Annotated in this window: 17 protein-coding genes and 1 pseudogene; 11 read left to right on the top strand and 7 right to left on the bottom strand. The window is 62.3% G+C overall.

Features of this window, described 5'->3' with window-relative positions; translation table 11 throughout:
* Positions 1-64: 64 nt before the first annotated feature.
* The 4 genes from norR (at position 65) to ACSSVC_RS29790 (ending at position 4061) form a co-directional block, all read left to right on the top strand.
* The gene (gene norR, locus ACSSVC_RS29775; RefSeq protein ID WP_346633880.1) at positions 65-1621 is read left to right on the top strand and encodes a nitric oxide reductase transcriptional regulator NorR; all 1557 of its coding nucleotides are present in this window, start codon (positions 65-67) and stop codon (positions 1619-1621) included.
* A gap of 186 nt (positions 1622-1807) precedes the next feature.
* Positions 1808-2710: a chemotaxis protein CheV gene (locus tag ACSSVC_RS29780; protein WP_123724752.1), complete on the top strand. Its 903-nt coding sequence runs from the start codon at positions 1808-1810 to the stop codon at positions 2708-2710.
* 3 nt (positions 2711-2713) lie between these two features.
* The gene (locus ACSSVC_RS29785) at positions 2714-3193 is read left to right on the top strand and encodes a GNAT family N-acetyltransferase (protein WP_346633879.1); all 480 of its coding nucleotides are present in this window, start codon (positions 2714-2716) and stop codon (positions 3191-3193) included.
* A 118-nt stretch (positions 3194-3311) separates the two neighbouring features.
* A complete protein-coding gene (locus ACSSVC_RS29790) occupies positions 3312-4061 on the top strand; it encodes a YkgJ family cysteine cluster protein (RefSeq protein WP_346633878.1) in 750 nt (249 codons plus the stop codon).
* Positions 4062-4108: 47 nt separating this feature from the next.
* On the opposite strand, the gene ACSSVC_RS29795 is transcribed toward ACSSVC_RS29790, so the two are convergent.
* The 3 genes and pseudogenes from ACSSVC_RS29795 to ACSSVC_RS29805 all read right to left on the bottom strand — a co-directional run bounded on the left by ACSSVC_RS29795 (position 4109) and on the right by ACSSVC_RS29805 (position 6095).
* Positions 4109-5164, bottom strand: a complete 1056-nt coding sequence (locus tag ACSSVC_RS29795) for a methyl-accepting chemotaxis protein (RefSeq protein ID WP_404940100.1) — start codon at positions 5162-5164, stop codon at positions 4109-4111.
* Positions 5165-5410: 246 nt separating this feature from the next.
* Positions 5411-5692: pseudogene (locus tag ACSSVC_RS29800) on the bottom strand (PAS domain-containing protein); the annotation flags it as partial.
* 157 nt (positions 5693-5849) lie between these two features.
* On the bottom strand, positions 5850-6095 hold the full coding sequence (locus tag ACSSVC_RS29805) for a hypothetical protein (RefSeq protein WP_346633876.1): 246 nt from the start codon (positions 6093-6095) through the stop codon (positions 5850-5852).
* 222 nt (positions 6096-6317) lie between these two features.
* Between ACSSVC_RS29805 and ACSSVC_RS29810 the strand changes: the two genes are divergently transcribed.
* The 7 genes from ACSSVC_RS29810 (at position 6318) to ACSSVC_RS29840 (ending at position 16236) form a co-directional block, all read left to right on the top strand.
* Positions 6318-7478, top strand: a complete 1161-nt coding sequence (locus ACSSVC_RS29810) for an efflux RND transporter periplasmic adaptor subunit (RefSeq protein WP_492611800.1) — start codon at positions 6318-6320, stop codon at positions 7476-7478.
* Positions 7475-10570 carry a multidrug efflux RND transporter permease subunit gene (locus ACSSVC_RS29815; protein ID WP_492611801.1) on the top strand — a complete coding sequence of 1032 codons (3096 nt, stop codon included), beginning with the start codon at positions 7475-7477 and terminating at the stop codon, positions 10568-10570. The genes ACSSVC_RS29810 and ACSSVC_RS29815 overlap by 4 nt, the downstream gene beginning before the upstream one ends.
* A gap of 8 nt (positions 10571-10578) precedes the next feature.
* Positions 10579-11256 carry a heavy metal response regulator transcription factor gene (locus ACSSVC_RS29820; protein WP_346633873.1) on the top strand — a complete coding sequence of 226 codons (678 nt, stop codon included), beginning with the start codon at positions 10579-10581 and terminating at the stop codon, positions 11254-11256.
* Entirely contained in the window at positions 11246-12610 is a 1365-nt protein-coding gene (locus ACSSVC_RS29825; RefSeq protein WP_346633872.1) for a heavy metal sensor histidine kinase, read from the top strand. Before ACSSVC_RS29820 ends, ACSSVC_RS29825 begins: the two co-directional genes overlap by 11 nt.
* A 234-nt stretch (positions 12611-12844) precedes the next feature.
* The gene (locus ACSSVC_RS29830; protein WP_346633871.1) at positions 12845-13069 is read left to right on the top strand and encodes a hypothetical protein; all 225 of its coding nucleotides are present in this window, start codon (positions 12845-12847) and stop codon (positions 13067-13069) included.
* A 163-nt stretch (positions 13070-13232) separates the two neighbouring features.
* Positions 13233-14585: an OprD family porin gene (locus ACSSVC_RS29835; protein WP_492611802.1), complete on the top strand. Its 1353-nt coding sequence runs from the start codon at positions 13233-13235 to the stop codon at positions 14583-14585.
* A 139-nt stretch (positions 14586-14724) separates the two neighbouring features.
* Positions 14725-16236: a sensor domain-containing diguanylate cyclase gene (locus tag ACSSVC_RS29840; RefSeq protein WP_346633869.1), complete on the top strand. Its 1512-nt coding sequence runs from the start codon at positions 14725-14727 to the stop codon at positions 16234-16236.
* A 67-nt stretch (positions 16237-16303) separates the two neighbouring features.
* Here the strand turns inward: ACSSVC_RS29840 and lpxC are convergent, their stop codons facing one another.
* The 4 genes from lpxC to ACSSVC_RS29860 form a co-directional block, all read right to left on the bottom strand.
* Positions 16304-17215: a UDP-3-O-acyl-N-acetylglucosamine deacetylase gene (lpxC, locus tag ACSSVC_RS29845; protein ID WP_011063304.1), complete on the bottom strand. Its 912-nt coding sequence runs from the start codon at positions 17213-17215 to the stop codon at positions 16304-16306.
* A gap of 112 nt (positions 17216-17327) precedes the next feature.
* The gene (gene ftsZ / locus ACSSVC_RS29850; RefSeq protein WP_346633868.1) at positions 17328-18521 is read right to left on the bottom strand and encodes a cell division protein FtsZ; all 1194 of its coding nucleotides are present in this window, start codon (positions 18519-18521) and stop codon (positions 17328-17330) included.
* A gap of 72 nt (positions 18522-18593) precedes the next feature.
* Positions 18594-19853 carry a cell division protein FtsA gene (gene ftsA / locus ACSSVC_RS29855; protein ID WP_346633867.1) on the bottom strand — a complete coding sequence of 420 codons (1260 nt, stop codon included), beginning with the start codon at positions 19851-19853 and terminating at the stop codon, positions 18594-18596.
* A 14-nt stretch (positions 19854-19867) separates the two neighbouring features.
* A complete protein-coding gene (locus ACSSVC_RS29860) occupies positions 19868-20734 on the bottom strand; it encodes a cell division protein FtsQ/DivIB (protein ID WP_016966667.1) in 867 nt (288 codons plus the stop codon).
* Positions 20735-20736: the final 2 nt, after the last annotated feature.

Consider the following 20736-nt stretch of genomic DNA (forward strand, 5'->3'; position numbering starts at 1 on the left):
TGAAATATATATGGTCATAAAGACACTTATGCATTTATAGTCATTAGGACAACATGGAGTCCTTATGACTGCAAAATCCCTACTCATGACCCTGCTGCCCCTGGTGACCGACCTGTCTCGGGAACTGCCCGAGGGCGAGCGTTACCGCCGCCTGCTGGAAGCCCTGCGCGCCCTGCTGCCCTGCGATGCCACTGCGCTGCTGCGCCTGGATGGCGAATGGCTGGTGCCGCTGGCGGTCAACGGCCTGAGTACCGATACCCTGGGCCGGCGCTTCAAGGTCAGCGAGCACCCGCGCTTTGCCGCCCTGCTCAGCAGCCCGGGGCCGACCCGTTTTGCCAGCGACAGTGAACTGCCCGATCCCTATGACGGCCTGGTGGAAGGTCTCGACGATCACCTGGAAGTCCACGACTGCATGGGATGTCCGCTGTTTGTCGATGAGCGCCCCTGGGGCCTGCTGACCCTCGACGCCCTCGATCCGCAGCGCTTCGAACCTATTGAGCTGGACGCCCTGCAAGCCTTCGCCAGCCTCGCAGCGGCCACTGTCAGCGCAGCCGAACGCATCGAGCGCCTGGCACTGCGCGCCGAAAACGAGCATCAACGGGCCGAGGTCTTCCGCCAGGCCAGCGGACAGAACCGCGAGATGATCGGCCAAAGCAAGGCCCACAAGCGATTGCTGGAAGAGATCAGCCTGGTTGGCGGCAGCGACCTGACCGTGCTGATCACCGGTGAAACCGGCGTTGGCAAGGAGTTGGTGGCCCAAGCCATTCACGCTGCCTCACCCCGGGCTGAGCAACCGATTATCAGCCTCAACTGCGCGGCCTTGCCCGACACCCTGGTGGAGAGTGAGCTGTTTGGCCACGTGCGCGGCGCCTTTACCGGGGCCACCCAGGATCGTCGGGGTAAATTCGAGCTGGCCAATGGCGGCACCCTGTTTCTCGATGAAGTCGGCGAGCTGTCGCTGACGGTGCAGGCCAAACTGCTGCGGGTGCTGCAAAGCGGTCAGTTGCAGCGCCTGGGCTCGGACAAGGAACATCAGGTAGACGTGCGCCTGATCGCCGCCACCAACCGTGACCTGGCAGAAGAAGTACGCAACGGTCGCTATCGCGCCGACTTCTACCATCGCCTCAGCGTTTATCCGCTGCGGGTGCCGGCCCTGCGGGATCGGGGCCGGGACGTGCTGCTGCTCAGCGGCTACTTCCTGGAACAAAACCGCTCGCGCATGGGCCTGGGCAGCCTGCGCCTGAGCGTCGATGCGCAACAGGCGCTGCTGGCCTACAGCTGGCCGGGCAACGTCCGCGAGCTGGAGCACTTGATAGGCCGCAGCGCCCTCAAGGCCTTGGGCAACTGCCGTGAACGGCCGAAGATCCTCAGCCTGGATGCAACGGACCTGGACCTGCCACGGGTCAGCGAAAAGGCGCCTGCCGTGCCTGAGCAAGCCCTAGAAAGCACGCCCCTGGCCCTCGCCAACGGCGATCTGCGCCAGGCCACCGAGCACTATCAGCGCCAGCTGATCAACGCCTGCCTTGAACGGCACCAGCACAACTGGGCCAGCGCCGCCCGTGAGCTAGGCTTGGACAGGGCCAACCTCAGCCGTCTGGCCAAGCGCCTGGGCCTGCGGTAGACGCCAGGGGCAGGCTCGCAGGAGCCGGCTTGCCAGCGAAGGGCACGCCGCCAATCCAGGGACCTGCGCACCGGCCGACGGAAAGCAGCCTCGCCGCTAAAGCCCGCCCTGAATACGTCGATAACCCGTTATCAAGGGTTATCCGTGGGTCGAGCCACAAGCCAATTTTTTCCAGAGAAGGTTTTTATGTCCTCCAACAAAGCCCGCGCAGACTCGCTTTCGCTTCTGCTGTTTACCTTGCGCAGCGGCAAGCTGATGGCAATCAACCTGCTTAAAGTCAGTGAAATCATCCCCTGCCCGCCGCTGACCAAGCTGCCGGAATCCCACCCCCATGTGAAAGGCATCGCCACCTTGCGGGGCAACTCCCTGTCAGTGATCGACCTCAGCCGGGCCATCGGCGAGCGCCCCTTGGCAGACCCGGACAGCGGCTGCCTGATCGTCACCGACGTCAGCCGTTCCAAACAGGGCCTGCACGTACAGGCGGTGAGCAAGATCGTCCATTGCCTGACCACCGATATCCGCCCGCCACCCTTTGGCTCCGGCGGTATCAAGTCCTACATCACCGGGGTAACCCAGGTGGACGGCACGCTGGTGCAAGTGCTGGATATCGAGAAAGTGATCCACGGCATCGCCCCGGCGCAGATCGAGATGGCGCCCACCGAACTGAGCATGGAAGACGCCGAAGCCCTGGGCAATGCACGCATCCTGGTGGTGGACGACAGCCAGGTAGCGCTGCAGCAATCGGTGCACACCCTGCGTAACCTGGGCCTGCAATGTCACACCGCCCGCAGCGCCAAAGAGGCCATCGACTGCCTGCTGGAGCTGCAAGGCACGGCCAACGAGATCAACCTGATCGTCTCGGACATCGAGATGTCGGAAATGGATGGCTATGCCCTGACCCGGACCCTGCGGGAAACCCCGGACTTCGCCCATCTGTATGTGTTGCTGCACACCTCGCTGGACAGCGCCATGAACAGCGAGAAAGCCCGCCTGGCCGGAGCCAATGCGGTGCTCACCAAGTTTTCCTCGCCGGAACTGACCCGCTGCCTGATCGACGCCGCCAAGGCCATCGCCAGCCAGGCGGCCTGAGCCATGAGCGAGATCCACTGCCTGCTGCTGCGCCGCGATCTCAGCGCTCCCCAGACCACGCCACAGTGGCCGGCGGGTATCACCCTGGAGCACTACAGCCCGGAACTGGCCGAAGCCGTGCATCAACTGATGCACCTGGGCTACCAGGACGGCGGTGGCCGGGTGCCGCCCCTGGAAGACTGGCGCCGGGCCTTCGAAACCGATGCCGAGTACGACCCCCAGCTGTGCCTGGTGGTGCGGGATGCGGAGGGCGTGGTGGCGGTGGCCCAGTGCTGGACCAGCACCTATATCAAGGATCTGGTGGTGCACCCTCGGGCCCGTGGTCAAGGACTGGGCCGCGCCTTGCTGCTACAAGCCTTCCTGATGTTCGCCGAACGCCGGGAAGGCTTTGTCGATCTCAGGGTACTGGAGGACAACCTGCGGGCGCGGCGCTTGTATGAAAGCGTCGGCATGCATATCGTGCGTCGCGAAGTCGTGCCCTAGACGACAGCCATCAAGACCCGACAGCTGGCGTGCAACTTGCTTCGACACGCTCCCTGGCCGCGTCAATAACAGCATTTATGGCGCTATCCCTGTCGACCCAGAACGGTTTACTCGCTCCATGAATACTCAGTTTTCCTGCGTTGGTTGCGGCAAGTGCTGCAACGATCACCATGTGCCCCTGACCCTCACCGAAGCCCGGGCCTGGGCCGCCGACGGCGGTCAGGTGATCGTTCTGGTGGAGGCCTTCCTCGGCAATGGCCTGGGGCTGCCGACGCAACAGCGCGAACACGCCGAGCGCCGTTCCTGCCGGGTCACCAGTGGCAGTACCGAAGCCTACGTGGCGATCACCTTTGCCGCCTACAACGTCGGCCCCTGCCGGAATCTTGACGAAGACCAGCTGTGCCGCATCTATGAGCGTCGCCCCCTGGTGTGCCGCATCTACCCCATGGAGATCAACCCCCATATCCCCCTCAACCCACTGGCCAAGGAGTGCCCGCCGGAATCCTGGGAACAGGGACCGCAACTGATTCTGGGGGGAGCACTGGTGGATAGGGAACTGGCCGAGCTGATCGACCGCTCGCGTCAGGCCGACCGCGATGATATCCATACCAAGGAAGCCATTTGCGCCCTGTTGGGCATTCGCACCACGGCCCTCAAGGGCGACGGCTTCACCGCCTACTTGCCCGACATGAATGCCCTGGCCAGGGCCATCGATCAGGTTCAGGCAGCGCCACCCGCGGCATCGAATCAGCCCTGGCGCTTTCACCTGTCCGGGAACGACATCGCCGGCCAGGTCCAGGCTGCCGGCGCCCTGGTGGTCAGCGAAGCCGCCCTGGACTATGCCTTCATCTCGCTGCGCGCCGCCTGACTCCGCAGGATCAGGCTTGCCGGCGAACCGGCGCCCCGCGAACCGGCCTATCCACGCTTGTGCCAGAACTCCTGGGCCAGTTGCCGCAAGTCCCCCGCCAGCCCGGCCACGTCGCCTGAATTGACATGACTGAGCTGGCCGGCACTGACCGTCACTTCACAGGCATTGCGAATACCGATGATGTTGCGGTTGATGTCCTCGCTCACCGCGCTCTGCTCCTCCACCGCTGCGGCAATCTGCAGGCTCATTTCGGTGATCTGGTTGACCCGCTGGCTGATGCCGTCCAGCGCCACCGCGGCGCGCTGGGCCTGATCGACGCTGCTTTCCACATGCTGACTGCTGTGCTGCATGGCCTCCACGGCATTGCGCGCCGCATTTTGCAGGGTGCTGATCATGCGCTGGATTTCGTTGGTGGAATCCTGGGTCCGCTGGGCCAGCCCGCGCACCTCATCGGCCACTACGGCAAAGCCGCGTCCCTGCTCACCGGCCCGCGCCGCCTCGATCGCAGCGTTCAGAGCCAACAGGTTGGTTTGCTCGGCGATGCTGCGGATCACCTCCAGCACACCGGAAATGTCCGCGCTGTGGTTTTCCAACTGATGAATGACCTCGGTGGCCCGCTCCAGCTCACTGGCCAGGCGCAACACCGCACTGCGGCTTTCACCCACCAATAGATGACCTTCGCGGGTTTCGCTTTCCGCCTGATCCGCCGCCACCGATGCCTGCTGGGCATGGGTGGCGACTTCCGCCACGCTGGCGGCCATCTGGTGAATGGCGGCCGCCACCTGATCGGTTTCCGCCTGCTGCTCCAGGGTGCTGTTGTGACTGCTGTGCAGATGCTCCACCAGCTCCGCGGCATGCCCGGCCAATCGCTGGGACGCATCGCCGATCCGCCCCACCACTGCCCCCACCTGGGCCTCGAGCATCTGCAAGGCGAACTCGATACGCCCGAACTCATCGGCACGACCGGTGTAGATGCCCTGGCTCAACGGGTTGTCGCCGATCTGCCGGGCCCGCTCGGTCAGCCGATCCAGCGGCCGCAGCTGGGCACCGACCGCGACCAGGCTCAGGCACCAGCCCATGGCCATCACCGCACCCTGGACCATCCAGGATTCGGGCAGCAACCACACCGAAACACCGTAGGTACCAACGAAACCGGCGCTGATCGATGCCCACAAGCGCAGACGCAGACTCATGACCGGCAACAGACTCCACCAGGAAGCTCCCGCCCCGTTGAGCCGGGCATAAGCCCGTTGCGCAGCCTCGATCTGCTGTGCACTGGGCTTGGTGCGCACCGACTGGTATTCCACCGCCTGCCCGTCGCGGGTCACCGGCGTGACGTAAGCGCTGACCCAGTAGTGATCGCCGTTCTTGCAACGGTTCTTCACCAGGCCCATCCACGAACGACCGCGCTTGAGGGTACGCCACATGTGGCCGAACGCTGCCGCAGGCATGTCCGGATGGCGCATCAGGTGGTGGGGCGAGCCCAGCAACTCCTCGCGGCTGTAACCGCTGATCTCGATGAAATCAGGATTGGCGTAGGTGATCGCGCTGGTCAGATCGGTGGTCGAGAGGATGTTCGCATCAGGGGCAAAGTCCACGTTTCGCCCAGTAACCGGAAGGTTGATCTTCATGGGAAGCGCGCTCGTAATTGTTAGGAGGAGTCGGCAGGGCTGCTGACTCTAAGCGCACTGATGCCACGAATACTGATCCAGCTCAGGTTTAAAGCAATTAGCCATCATTGCGATTAAAAAGCGCAAATCGAGGCAATGTCTTCGATTGTCGGCGATATCAACGTTTGCCCATGGAGCGCCGAGTGCCGGGAGGCGCTGCGCCGGGGGTCTTGGTGTGGCCATTGCTGGCGCCGTTCTTATACCAGGGCTGCTGAACGTTTTTTGCCGCGGCGAATTCGGACGGTTTGAAGGGAAACTTGAACGCCGGGATCGCAGCCTTGCCCTCGGTTTCAGGGGTGACCGGCTCGGCCGCAGGATCAACGCTCAGGGCGTCATCCGCAGCAGGTTGTGCAGGGGAAGTCATGGAAACTCCAAGAGAGAAAGAAAAGCCGGGCCGAGGGACGGGCCACAGTGGCCGGCAGTATACCTGTGTGCCTGCGATCTTTGACCTGGATCGCAACGGCTGGCAGGTACTTTTCTGACAGGGCTGACAGCTGGCCGTCACCCTGCTGACCGAGTTAGCGGACTATAACTGTGCACAGATCATGGCCACCCTTCCGACATTACTGCCCGGCGCCCTCCCCTCATGTCCATTGCCAAGAAAACCGTCGTGACCGCAACGCTTCTCCTGGCTGTCGCCGCCGCTGCGATCTGGTTCCTCAACAAACCCACGAGCCCCAGGCTCGCCGCGCCCACGGCGATACCGGTACGAGTGGTGCAAGTGATCCAGCAGGACATACCGCGCTACACCAGCGGCATCGGCTCGGTGCTGTCGCTGCACAGTGTGGTCATTCGCCCCCAGGTGGACGGCATCCTCACCCGGTTGCTGGTCAAGGAAGGGCAACTGGTGAAAGCAGGTGACCTGCTGGCCACTCTCGATGACCGTTCGATCCGCGCCAACCTGGATCAGGCACGGGCCCAACTGGCGCAAAATCAGGCCCAGTTGCAGGTGGCGCAGATCAATCTCAAGCGCTACAAGCTGCTGTCGGTGGATGACGGCATCTCGAAGCAGACGTACGACCAACAGGTGGCCCTGGTCAATCAGCTCAATGCCACAGCCCAGGGTAACCAGGCCGCCATCGACGCCACCCAGGTACAACTCTCCTACACCCAGATCCGCTCTCCCGTCACTGGCCGAGTGGGTATTCGTACCGTGGATGAGGGCAACTTCCTGCGCATGACCGACACCCAGGGCCTATTTTCGGTCACCCAGATTGACCCCATCGCCGTGGAGTTCTCCCTGCCCCAGCAAATGCTGCCGACCCTGCAACAACTGATCCGCGCCCCCGAGCCGGCGACGGTCCAGGCCTACCTGGGCGCCGACAGCAACAACCCCAGCGCTCTGCTGGGCAACGGCCACCTGACGCTGATCGACAACCAGATCAATGCTGGTACCGGCACCATTCGCGTCAAGGCCGAGTTCGACAACGCTCAGCAAAAGCTCTGGCCCGGACAATTGGTGACAGTGAAGATCCAGACCGCGCTGGACCAGGCCGCGCTCACCGTACCGCCTACCGTGGTCCAGCGCGGCCTGGATCAGCACTTCGTGTTCAGGGTCAAAGGCCGGCAAGTGGAAAGCGTGCCGGTGCAGGTGGTGTATCAGGACAGTGGCCTGAACATCATCTCCGGCGTCCAGGCCGGAGATGTGCTGGTCAGTGACGGTCAGTCGCGGCTCAAGCCCGGCTCCCAGGTCCAGGTGCTGAGCGACCCGCCGCCCCTGGTGCAGGCTTCGGAGTCCAAGCCATGAAGGGCCGTGGCTCGGTGTCCGCCTGGTGCATCGACCATCCGGTCGCCACCGTGTTGCTGACGTTTGCGCTGGTACTGCTGGGGTTGATCGCATTTCCGCGCCTGCCAGTGGCGCCGCTGCCGGAAGCCGAGTTTCCCACTATCCAGGTTTCCGCCGCCTTGCCCGGGGCCAGCCCGGACACCATGGCTTCCTCGGTGGCCACGCCCCTGGAAGTGCAGTTCAGCGCCATCCCCGGCATGACCCAGATGACCTCCAGCAGCGCCCTGGGCTCGTCCCTGCTGACCCTGCAGTTCACCTTGAACAAAAGCATCGACACCGCCGCCCAGGAAGTCCAGGCGGCCATCAACACCGCCGCCGGCAAGCTGCCCAAGGACATGCCCACCCTGCCGACCTGGAAGAAGGTCAACCCGGCGGACAGCCCGGTGCTGATCCTCAGCATCAGTTCAACGCAGATGCCTGGCACCGAACTGAGCGACTACGCGGAAACCCTGCTGGCCCGGCAGATCAGCCAGATCGACGGCGTTGGTCAGATCAACATCACCGGCCAGCAGCGCCCGGCGATCCGGGTCCAGGCGTCGGCAGACAAGCTGGCCGCCATCGGCCTGACCCTGGCCGACATCCGCCTGGCGATCCAGCAGACCAGCCTCAACCTGGCCAAGGGCGCGCTGTATGGCGAGTCGAGCATCTCCACCCTGTCCACCAACGACCAGCTGTTCCATCCCGAGGAATACGGCCAGTTGATCGTTTCTTACAAAAACGGCGCGCCGGTGCATCTGCAGGACGTGGCGCGTGTGGTCAACGGTTCGGAAGATGCCTACGTCCAGGCCTGGTCCGGTGACCAGCCAGGGGTCAACCTGGTGATCTCGCGCCAGCCGGGGGCCAATATCGTCGACACCGTGGACCGTATCCAGGCCGCGCTGCCGGGCCTTGAGGCCATGCTGCCGGCGTCGGTGCAGGTCAAGGTGCTGGTGGACCGCACCCAGACCATCCGGGCCTCGCTGCACGAGGTGGAGATCACTCTGCTGATCGCCGTGCTGCTGGTGGTGGCAGTGATGGCGCTGTTCCTGCGCCAGTGGTCGGCGACCCTGATCGTCTCTGCGGTGCTGGGGGTATCGCTGACCGCCAGCTTCGCCCTGATGTATGTGATGGGCTTCAGCCTGAACAACCTGACCCTGGTGGCCATCGTCATCGCCGTGGGGTTTGTGGTGGACGATGCCATCGTGGTGGTGGAGAACATCCACCGCCATCTGGAGGCCGGCGACGGCATGCGCGAGGCGGCGATCAAGGGCGCCGGAGAAATCGGCTTCACCGTGGTCTCCATCAGCTTTTCCCTGGTGGCAGCGTTCATTCCCCTGCTGTTCATGGGCGGCGTGGTGGGGCGGCTGTTCAAGGAATTCGCCCTGACCGCCACCTCCACCATCATGATTTCGGTGGTGGTTTCGCTGACCCTGGCGCCCACCCTGGCGGCCCTGTTCATGCGCACCCCGGTGCACCCGGCCCATGCCCAGCCGGGCTTCGGCGAGCGCCTGCTGGCCTTCTATGAACGCGGCCTGCGCAAGGCCCTGGCCCATCAGAAACTGATGCTGGGGATTTTCGGCCTGACCCTGGGCATGGCCATTGCCGGCTATATCCTGATCCCCAAGGGCTTCTTCCCGGTGCAGGACACCGGCTTCGTGCTCGGCACTACCGAAGCGGCGGCGGACATCTCCTATCCGGACATGGTGAAAAAACACCAGGCCCTGGCGGAAATCGTCGCTGCCGACCCGGCGGTGCAAGCCTTCTCCCACTCGGTGGGTGTCTCCGGCAGCAACCAGACCATCGCCAACGGCCGCTTCTGGATCTCACTGAAAAAACGTGGCGACCGGGATGTTTCCGCCAGCGCTTTCATCGATCGCATCCGCCCGCAACTGATGCAGGTGCCCGGCATCGTGCTCTACCTGCGGGCCGGCCAGGACATCAACCTCAGTTCCGGACCGAGCCGTGCCCAGTACCAGTACGTGCTCAAAAGCAACGACGGCCCGACCCTGAGTACCTGGACCCAGCGCCTGACCGAGAAGCTGCGCAGCAACCCGGCGTTCCGGGATGTTTCCAACGACCTGCAACTGGGCGGCAGCATTACCCACATCAACATCGATCGGACCGCCGCCGCGCGCTTCGGCCTCACCGCCAGCGATGTCGACGAAGCGCTGTACGATGCCTTCGGCCAGCGTCAGATCAACGAGTTCCAGACCGAGATCAACCAGTACAACGTGATCCTCGAACTCGACACCCAGCAACGGGGCAAGGCCGAGAGCCTCAACTACTTCTACCTGCGCTCGCCGCTGACCGGGGAAATGGTCCCGCTGTCGGCCCTGGCACGCTTCGATGCCCCCAGCATCGGTCCTTTGTCGATCGCCCACGACGGCATGTTTCCGGCGGCCAACCTGTCGTTCAACCTGGCCCCCGGCGTGGCGCTGGGGGACGCGGTGATCCTGCTTGACCAGGCCAAGAGCGAGATCGGCATGCCGGCGGCCATCAGCGGCAACTTTCAGGGCGCGGCCCAGGCCTTCCAGAGTTCCCTGGCCAGCCAGCCGTACCTGATTCTCGCCGCGCTGGTGGCGGTCTACATCATTCTCGGGGTGCTGTACGAAAGCTTCGTGCATCCGCTGACGATCATTTCCACCCTGCCTTCGGCCGGGCTCGGCGCCTTGTTGATGCTCTGGCTCTGCGGCCAGGATTTTTCCATCATGGCGTTGATCGGCCTGGTGCTGCTGATCGGCATCGTCAAGAAAAACGGCATCCTGATGATCGACTTCGCCCTGGAGGCCCAGCGCAACCGTGGCTTGCCGCCTGAAGAAGCGATCTACCAGGCCTGTATCACCCGTTTCCGGCCCATCATCATGACCACTCTGGCCGCACTGCTCGGCGCCCTGCCGCTGATGCTCGGCTACGGCACCGGCGCCGAACTGCGCCAGCCCCTGGGTATCGCCGTGGTCGGCGGGTTGCTGGTGAGCCAGGCCCTGACGCTGTTCACCACGCCGGTCATATACTTGTGGCTCGAGCGGCTGTTCCACCGGCCCCAGCCGGCCCTTTCGCCGGCCACCAATACCTGAGGCGGGTCATGCGCGTTCTGATTATCGAAGACGAAGAAAAAACTGCGGACTACCTGCATCGCGGGTTGACCGAACAGGGCTACACCGTCGACCTGGCCCGAGAGGGCATCGAGGGTCTGCACCTGGCCCTGGAAGGCGATTATGCGGTGATCGTGCTGGATGTGATGCTCCCCGGCCTGGACGGCTTTGGCGTGCTGCGGGCCCTGCGTGCGCGCAAGCAGACCCCGGTGATCATGCTCACCGCCCGGGAGCGCGTGGAGGACCGGATTCGCGGCCTGCGCGATGGCGCCGACGACTACCTGGGCAAGCCCTTCTCCTTCCTTGAACTGGTGGCCCGCCTGCAAGCCCTGACCCGCCGCAGCGGCGGTCACGAGCCGGTGCAGATCAGCATCGCCGACCTGTGGATCGACCTCATCAGCCGCAAGGCCAGCCGCGCCGGCACTCGCCTGGACCTGACCGCCAAGGAGTTCTCCCTGCTCAGCGTGCTGGCCCGACGCCAGGGCGAGATCCTGTCCAAGACCTCGATTGCCGAGATGGTCTGGGACATCAATTTCGACAGCGACGCCAATGTCGTCGAAGTGGCGATCAAGCGCCTGCGGGCCAAACTCGATGGCCCTTTCGAACACAAGCTGCTGCACACCATCCGCGGCATGGGTTATGTGCTGGAGAGCCGCAGTGCCGAGTAACTCCATTGCCCTGCGCCTGAGCGGGCTGTTCACCCTGGTGGCACTGCTGATCTTCCTGCTGATTGGCGGTGCTCTCTATCAACAGGTGGACAAGGGCCTGGGCCTGCTGCCGGAAGCCGAGCTGGATGCGCGCTACAGCGTGCTGGAGTCGGCCCTGAATCGTTACGGCACCCCTGAGCACTGGGCCAAGATCAACGCCAAGCTCAAGCTGCTCAGCGAGGAGGACAAACGCATCCGCTTCTGGGCAGTGAGCGGTGACCCCGGTTATGAATACGGCAACCCGGACCCACAGATCCGCGCATTCGCCCAAGGTCCGCTGGGCATGCGCGATCTGATTCTGAGCGATCATCCCTACCCACTGAGGGTACTGGTCAGCCAGTTGCCGGCCAAAGAACAGCGGCCGGCCCTGCGCTTTCTGATTGCCATCGATACCGATACCTTCCACCAGACCCAGCACCAGTTGCTGATCGCCCTGATCGGCCTGGCCATCGTCGGTGTTCTACTGGCCTCGGCCCTGGGTTACTGGGTGGCGCGGATCGGCCTCAAGCCGCTGATCAAGCTGTCCCAGGAGGCGCAGCGCCTGGCTCCGCCGCGCCTCTCCGGACGCCTGCAGCTCTCGCCCCTGCCGCCGGAACTGAGCCAGTTCGTCAACTCCTTCAACTCCACCTTGGAACGGGTCGAGCAGGCCTACTCGCGCCTGGAGTCGTTCAACGCCGACGTCGCCCATGAACTGCGCTCGCCCCTGACCAACCTCATTGGTCAGACCCAGGTGGCCCTGACCCGCGGCCGCTCGGCGGAGCATTACTTCGAGGTGCTGCAATCCAACCTTGAAGAGCTGGAACGGCTGCGTTCCATCGTCAACGACATGCTGTTCCTGGCCAGCGCCGACCAGGGCAGCAAGGCCACCAAGCTCACCAGCACCTCCTTGGCGACGGAAGTGGCCACAACCCTGGACTACCTGGACTTCATCCTCGAAGACGCGCAAGTCAGGGTCGAGGTCCAGGGCGATGCCCAGGTGCGGATCGAGATTGCCCACCTGCGCCGAGCCCTGATCAACCTGCTGAGCAATGCCGTGCAGCACACGGCGGCAGGGGAAGTGATCCAGGTGCGGATTGAAGTGCAGGAGCAGCAAGTGGCGATCGCCGTCAGCAACCCGGGCCAAGGCATCGCCAGCGAACACCTGCCTCGCTTGTTCGAGCGCTTCTACCGGGTCGATGCATCCCGCAGCAATAGCGGCGCCAACCACGGCCTGGGACTGGCCATCGTCAAGGCCATCGCCCTGATGCACGGCGGCGACGTGTTCGTGCGCAGTGACCGGGGCATCAACACCTTCGGCCTGTACCTGCCTCTCTGACTCGGGATTCTCGGATTCTCGGATTCTGTAGGAGCCGGCTTGCCGGCGAAGGCGTCAACACATCCGGCGCATGACGATATGGCGCGTTCGCTGGCAAGCCAGCCCCTACAAGCCAGCGCCTACTGTTGTTTTTTTGGTAACAGTCCTTATCCTGTTCGGCTCTTTTTCCAGCAGCCTCATGGTTATATTTTTGTCGCACCGAATTGAACTTGCTCAGCAAGAAGGTCTTCAGAAATGTCCAACAGTATGGGTATGGCCAGCGCCTTTGTTTTGTCTTCCCTGTTCGTGGTGCCAATGGCCATGGCCGAAGAATCCCAGGGATTCGTGGCGAGAAATGCCGCACGCGCCGCCGCGTTCGAACAAGCACAGATTGCCCAGGCCGCCCAGCAGCAAAACACTCAGCAAGCCCAGAAGATCACCGCCGAGCACAGTAAGAGCGACGCTCAGAAAGACAGTTGATCCGCGCTACCGACTTGCTTCCCTCGACAACTTCTCTGCTTTCAACCCGGGAGTAAGTTGTCTTAAAGCCGCTGAGTTCAGCGGCTTTTTTTTGCTGTGGAGAAACCCATGGCAAATACGTCATACCCAGAACAAGAAACACCCGAATTCACAATAAAAAACCATGTTCATTCACCAAAGGAGCTACACGTTGTTCAGGACCACGCTGAGAATCAGCCCGCTATTCATTGCAATCGCTGCAACTATTCCCGCCTTGGGCCAAGCGGCCGAAGAGAGCGACAACCAGGGCTTCGTCGCCGGCTCGAGCCTCAAGCTCAACGCCCGCAACTACTACATGAACCGCAATCGCCAGCAGCAGAACAAAGACAACATCGAATGGGGCCAGGGTTTCCTCGGTGTCTTCGAGTCCGGCTATACCCAAGGCACTGTGGGCTTTGGTATCGATGCCAACGCTATGCTCGGCCTCAAGCTGGACGGCGGAGGCGGCACCACCAAGTCGAGCATCCTGCCCCTCAGCGAAGATGGCCGGCACAAGGCGCCCGGCTCGTTCTCAACCACCGGTGCCACCTTGAAGATGCGAGCCTTCGACACCGAGCTCAAGGCCGGCGACCTGTTCCTCAACAACCCGGTGATCGCCGGGGGCATGAGCCGCATGCTGCCGCAGACCTTCCGCGGCGTCAGCCTGACCAACCACAGCTTCGACGGCTGGTTGATCGAAGGCGGCCAGGCCAGCTTCACCAAGCCCTACAACCAGAGCGGTCACAAGCGCATCGGCACCTCCTACGGCGCCCTGCAAAAAGGTGACGAAAGCCTGCACCTGAATTGGACCGGGGTGGCCTGGAGCGGTGTTCCAGGCTTGACCAGCAGCCTGTATGCCTCCGAGCTCAAGGACATCTGGAACCAGTACTACTACGACCTGGACTACACCTACGCGCTCAACGATCTGGTCAGCCTCAATCCGGGCCTGCACTTCTATCACACCCAGGACACGGGCCAGGCGCTGCTGGGCAATATCGACAACAACACCTACAGCCTGCACTTCACCGTGGGCGTGGGCAGCCACAGCGTCACTGCGGCCTACCAGCGGGTCAACGGCAACACGCCATTCGACTACATCGCCCAAGGCGACAGCATCTACCTGGATAACTCCCAGCAGTACTCGGACTTCAACGGTCCCAACGAGCGCTCCTGGAAGCTCAAGTACGCCTACGATTTTGCCGGCGTCGGCCTGCCGGGCCTGACCTCGGCCCTGTCTTACTCCCGGGGCGAGCTGGACCTGACCAAGGTCGATCCGGCCAGCCGCGGCTATGCCAGCTGGTACAGCGCCGACGGCAAGAATGCCAAGCACTGGGAACGTGACCTTGACCTCAAATACGTGGTGCAGGGCGGCACCGCCAAGGACCTGGCCGTGCGCTTGCAATGGGCTACCAACCGTGGTGGCAACGGCTACGGCGCACTGGACAACGACACCGATGAGTACCGGGTGATCGTCGACTATCCGATCAACGTGTTCTAAGCCGATATAAGCAAAAGGCCAGCATGTTTTGCTGGCCTTTTTTTTATTCGGGATTTATACAGGCGCGAAGGCGTGACCGATTTCTGTAGCCCACGTCCACACTAGACTTAAATCTGTCGACGTAGCAGAAATCAAAATCATGAGCGTGAGTAGTGCGACACCCCGCACAGGGAAAATCGCGTCAAATCCGGAACGTCTGTTGGTCCTGGCCAGTTCGCTGATCGTCGTGGCCATTCTCAGTATCGTCACCTACCTGTTGATCCGTGAACACGCTGCTGCCGAACAGGCTGCCACCCGTGCCGCGAACAACATCGTGCAACTGATCGACGCTGATGTATTGCGCAACGTCGAACTCTACGACCTGTCCCTCAAGGGACTGATCAGTGCGGCGCAACGCAACGACCTGAAGGACGTTTCGCTGCCCATCCGCCATCTGGCGCTGTTCGACCGCGCCACCGCAGCGCCCTACAAGGGCGATATCCTGTTGCTGGACAAGCACGGCGATGTGCTGGCCGACTCGGCTTCGCTCGTACCTCGTACGGGCAACTACGCCGATCGCGAGTACTTTCGATCGCACATCGACAATCCGGACCCGAGGATGATGATCAGCCCGCCGTTCCGCGCCCGCACCGCCGAGCATGACTGGCGGATCAGCTTCAGTCGTCGGCTCAGCAACGAGAATGGCGAGTTCATTGGCGTCGCCGAAGCGGCGATGCGCCTGAGCTACTTCAATGAGCTGTTCAAGAATCTGGATATCGGGCGCAACGGCTCGATCAACCTGATCAGCCGCGATGGGGTTTTGCTGGCCCAACAGCCGCCCCTGGCAGACGACCTGATTGGCAAGAGTTTCAGTAACCGCCCCAACTTCGTCCGCATCCTGCGCGAAGGCAATGGCAGCTTCAGCAGCGTGTCCAGCGTGGATCGGATGCAACGGCTGTATACCTTTTCCCAGGTGGGCGACCTGCCGCTGATCGTGGTCGTGGCACTGTCCATCGATGAGGTCTTTGCTGCCTGGCAACGCACGGCGTTGCTGATCAGCGGCGCCACTGGGGCGCTGTGCATCGCCCTGTTCTGGCTGACCTGGCAACTGTGTCGCGAACTGCGGCGCCGGCAGAATGCCGAGCAGGAGCTGGCGCGCCTGGCAGCCGTCGATGCCCTCACCGGCCTGGCCAATCGTCGTACCCTGGACCAGGTATTGAACAATGAGTGGGCCCGGGCCCGGCGCGCAAACCTGCCCCTGTCACTGCTGATGATCGACGTCGACCACTTCAAGTCGTTCAACGACCGCTTTGGCCATCCGCTGGGGGACCAGGCATTGCGTGTGGTGGCGCAGAACATTGGCGCTTGCGCAGGACGCCCGGCTGACCTGGCGGCACGCTATGGGGGCGAAGAGTTCGCGGTGATCCTGCCGGGGACCGACAGCGCCGGCGCCGCCGTACTCGCCGAGAGAATCCGCGCCAGCATCGCCGCCTTGCCGTCCGTCAGCGAACAGGCCACGCCCTTGACGGTAAGCATTGGCATCAACACCTGGTCGGGCAATCCGGACATCAGCCTCGACCAATGGGTGAGCGACGCCGACAAAGCCCTGTATCAAGCCAAGTACAGCGGCCGCAACCGAGTGGTTTCCAACATGTCACGGCGCAGCGCCTGAACCTTGCGGCATAAAAAAAGGCCATCCGGGGGGATGGCCTTCAAAAACAAAAGGAAAGAGAGAGTAATTACACGGCCGCGACCGGACGCATGTAAGAGATCGGTGCAGTGCTGGCATCTTCGAAGGTCACGACTTCCCAGGCATCTTTCTGCTCAATCAACTTGCGCAGTAGCTGGTTGTTCAGTGCGTGGCCCGACTTGAAGCCCTTGAACTCGCCTATCAGGCTGTTGCCCAGCAGGTAGAGGTCACCAATTGCATCCAGGATCTTGTGCTTGACGAATTCGTCTTCGTAGCGAAGACCGTCTTCATTCAGTACGCCATCCGAATCGACCACAATGGCGTTTTCCACGCTGCCGCCGAGTGCGAGGTTGTGCTTGCGCAGGTACTCGATATCACTCATGAAACCAAAGGTACGGGCGCGACTGACTTCTTTTACAAACGAAGTACTGGAGAAGTCCACGCTTGCACTCTGGGTGCGGTCACGGAAAACCGGGTGATCGAAATCGATCTCGAAGCTCACTTTAAAACCATCGAAAGGCACGAAAGTGGCGCGCTTGTCGCCGTCTTCCACGGTCACTTCACGAAGGATGCGGATGAACTTTTTAGCTGCGTCCTGTTCTTCGAGGCCAGCAGATTGAATCAGGAATACGAAGGGTCCGGCACTGCCATCCATGATCGGGACTTCGGACGCGGAGAGCTCGACGTAGGCGTTATCGATGCCCAGGCCAGCCATGGCCGAGAGCAAGTGCTCCACCGTGTCCACTTTGACGTCACCGTTGACCAACGTGGTCGACATCGTGGTTTCGCCAACATTTTCCGCGCGAGCAGGAATCTGCACCACAGGGTCCAGGTCGGCACGACAAAACACAATGCCGGTGTCGACAGGCGCAGGCTTGAGGGTCAGGTAAACCTTTTCCCCGGAATGCAGGCCTACACCTGTGGCACGGATAATATTCTTCAGGGTGCGTTGTTTAATCATGGCTTGGGCCGCTTCAGCGCAAATTGCGAACTGGTATCAACAAAGGCTGGCGATAATAGCAGACCATGCCTTTGCTGAACACCAATCACCCTAATACCCCTGATACATTCCATCAATCGGCCTGACGACGCAGGAATGCCGGGATGTCCAGGTAGTCCAGATCATCTTGCGGATTCAGCTTCGCCGCGGTCGCCGCGTTCGACTGCGCCTGATTGCGCATAACGGTCGGACGATCCAGGTCACGGTAGTTCACCGACGGCAGTTCCTGACGAGCAGCAGCTGGCGCTTGCGATTGTGCGGACATGGAAGTCTGAACGGTGTTGTCGATGACCTTCACAGGCTTCTCGATTTTCGCGCCCAGGCCGGTGGCCACTACGGTTACATGCAGCTCGTCACGCATGTCCGGATCGATAACGGTACCGACCTTGACCATGGCGTGTTCGGAAGCGAAGGCTTCGATGATGCTACCCACGTCGGAGTACTCACCCAGGGACAGGTCAGGACCGGCGGTGATGTTCACCAGGATGCCGCGTGCACCTTCCAGGTTCACGTCTTCCAGCAGCGGGTTGCGGATGGCCGCTTCAGTGGCTTCACGCGCACGGTTCGGACCGCTGGCGCAGCCAGTGCCCATCATCGCCATGCCCATTTCGCTCATCACGGTACGTACGTCGGCAAAGTCGACGTTGATCATGCCCGGACGCTTGATGATGTCGGAGATACCGCGAACGGCACCAGCCAACACGTCGTCAGCCTTGGCAAACGCCGACAGCAGGCTGGCGTCCTTGCCGAGGATGGTCAGCAGCTTCTCGTTGGGAATGGTGATCAACGAGTCGACGCTTTCGCTCAGCGCGCGGATGCCCTCATCGGCGATCTGCATGCGCTTGCGGCCTTCGAACGGGAACGGACGGGTCACCACCGCAACGGTGAGGATGCCCATTTCCTTGGCCACTTCAGCGATGATCGGCGCCGCACCGGTACCGGTACCGCCGCCCATGCCAGTGGTGATGAACACCATGTTGGTGCCCGCCAGTACTTCGGCGATGCGCTCGCGGTCTTCCAGAGCGGCTTGACGGCCGACTTCCGGATTGGCACCCGCACCCAGGCCCTTGGTCACACCGGTACCCAGTTGCAGGATGGTCCGCGCGCCGATGTTTTTCAGCGCTTGAGCATCAGTGTTGGCGCAGATGAACTCGACGCCTTCGATGTTGCTCTTGACCATGTGATTGACCGCGTTGCCGCCGCCACCGCCAACACCGATAACCTTGATTACCGGACTCTGCGGGATGTTGTCTACGAGTTCGAACATTTTCCCTCTCCTTTCATTTCTCTAGTTTTTCGCCTACTGCCTACTGCTTTGAAACGGTGTTGCGGTAAATCTTTAGAAGTTGCCCTGGACCCAGCTCTTGATGCGGTCCAGCAACGCGGTCTTGGGCTCGTCGCTGCTGTAGCTGTCGCGGCTGCCGATGCCGGAGAACGAGATGCCGTCGGACTGTTTCTGCAGTCCGTACAGCAGCAAGCCAACGCCCGTGGAATAGATCGGGTTGCGCACCACGTCGGACAGGCCCTTGACACTGTGGGGCACGCCCAGACGAACCGGCATGTGGAAAATTTCCTCGGCCAGTTCCACCGCGCCTTCCATCTTCGAGGTGCCACCAGTGAGCACGATGCCCGCCGGGATCAGGTCTTCGTAGCCGCTACGACGCAGCTCGGCCTGAATCAGGGTGAACAATTCGTCGTAACGCGGCTCGACCACTTCGGCCAGGGCCTGACGCGACAGCTCGCGCGGCGGACGATCGCCAACGCTCGGCACCTTGATGGTTTCGCCGGCACCGGCCAGCTTGGCCAGGGCGCAGGCGTAACGGATCTTGATTTCCTCGGCGTACTGGGTCGGTGTGCGCAAGGCCATGGCGATGTCGTTGGTCACCTGATCGCCGGCAATCGGGATCACCGCGGTGTGACGGATCGCGCCTTCGGTGAAGATCGCCATGTCGGTGGTGCCGCCGCCGATGTCCACCAGGCACACGCCCAGCTCTTTCTCGTCGTCGGTGAGTACCGAGTAGGCGGAGGCCAGTTGCTCGAGGATGATGTCGTCGATTTCCAGGCCGCAGCGGCGCACGCACTTCTCGATGTTCTGTGCCGCATTCACCGCGCAGGTCACCACGTGCACCTTGGCTTCCAGACGCACGCCGGACATGCCCAGGGGCTCGCGCACGCCTTCCTGGTTATCGATCACGTAATCCTGCGGCAGGGTATGCAGGACTCGCTGGTCAGCCGGGATCGCCACAGCCTGGGCTGCATCCAATACCCGCTCCAGGTCCGCCGAGCTGACTTCCCGATCGCGGATCGCCACGATGCCGTGGGAGTTCAGGCTGCGAATGTGATTGCCCGCCACACCAACGAACGCCGAGTGAATACGGCAGCCCGCCATCAGTTGCGCCTCTTCCACCGCGCGCTGGATCGACTGCACAGTGGATTCGATATTCACCACCACGCCCTTCTTCAGGCCGCGGGAAGGATGGGTGCCGATGCCGACGATTTCCAGCGAGCCATCGGCCGCGACTTCGCCTACCAGCGCCACAACCTTGGAGGTGCCGATATCCAGGCCGACGATCATTTTGCCGCTTTGCACATTTGCCATGGTCCTGCCTCTTCTTAATTCTTCGCGACGGCAGGTTGCGCCGTCGTGGGTGCCGCCGGATCGCGCCAACCCACGGCCAGGCCGTTGGCATAACGCAGATCGATGCGCGCGATATTCGTGATCTGTTCTTTCAGCGTTTTTTCATAAATGGCAATGAAGCGGCGCATCTTCTCCACCAGATGATCGCGACCCAGGAGCAACTCGATACCCGGACCGGCACTGCCGGCACCGGTGGTCAGGAACCAGCTGCCGCGCTCGCGCAGCTCCAGACGGGCGATCGAAAAGCCCAGCGGCCGCAGCATCTGGCTCAACACCTGATACTGCTGCATCACTTGCTGCTGGGCCCGCTGCGGCCCGAACAACTGCGGCAAGTGTTCATAGTTCGCCAGCTCACGCGGAGTGAAGGCCTGGCCCTGGTTGTTCAACAGTGCCTCGTCGCCCCAACGGGCTACCGGCAGTTGCTCTTCCAGGCGAATCACCACTTGGTCCGGCCACACCCGACGAACTTCGGCGTGGGCGATCCAGGGCATCTGTTCCAGCTCGGTGCGCATGCTCGCCAGGTCGATGGTGAAGAAGCTCGCCGCGACATAAGGCGCGATCCGCTGCTGCACCGCCTGCTGGCTGATGTAGCTCAAGTCCCCCTGCACCGCGATCTTGGTGATCGGGCGGTCGGCGTACGGCAACAGACGCTGGGCACCTTCATAGGTGCCAAACCCCAGAGCCACCAGCAGCACCGGCCAGAACAGGCTTTTCAGAAAGCCAAAGTTGGCTTTCGGCAGGCGCACCGACATCGGCTCTTTAGCCACCATTCGGCTGGCACCCCGCGGCACCGGCTTGCGGCCGGGTGCGGGTTGCTGATGACGAAGCGACGCGCCTTGCATGG

The sequence above is a fragment of the Pseudomonas sp. E1BtOHC1 genome, assembly GCF_058744285.1.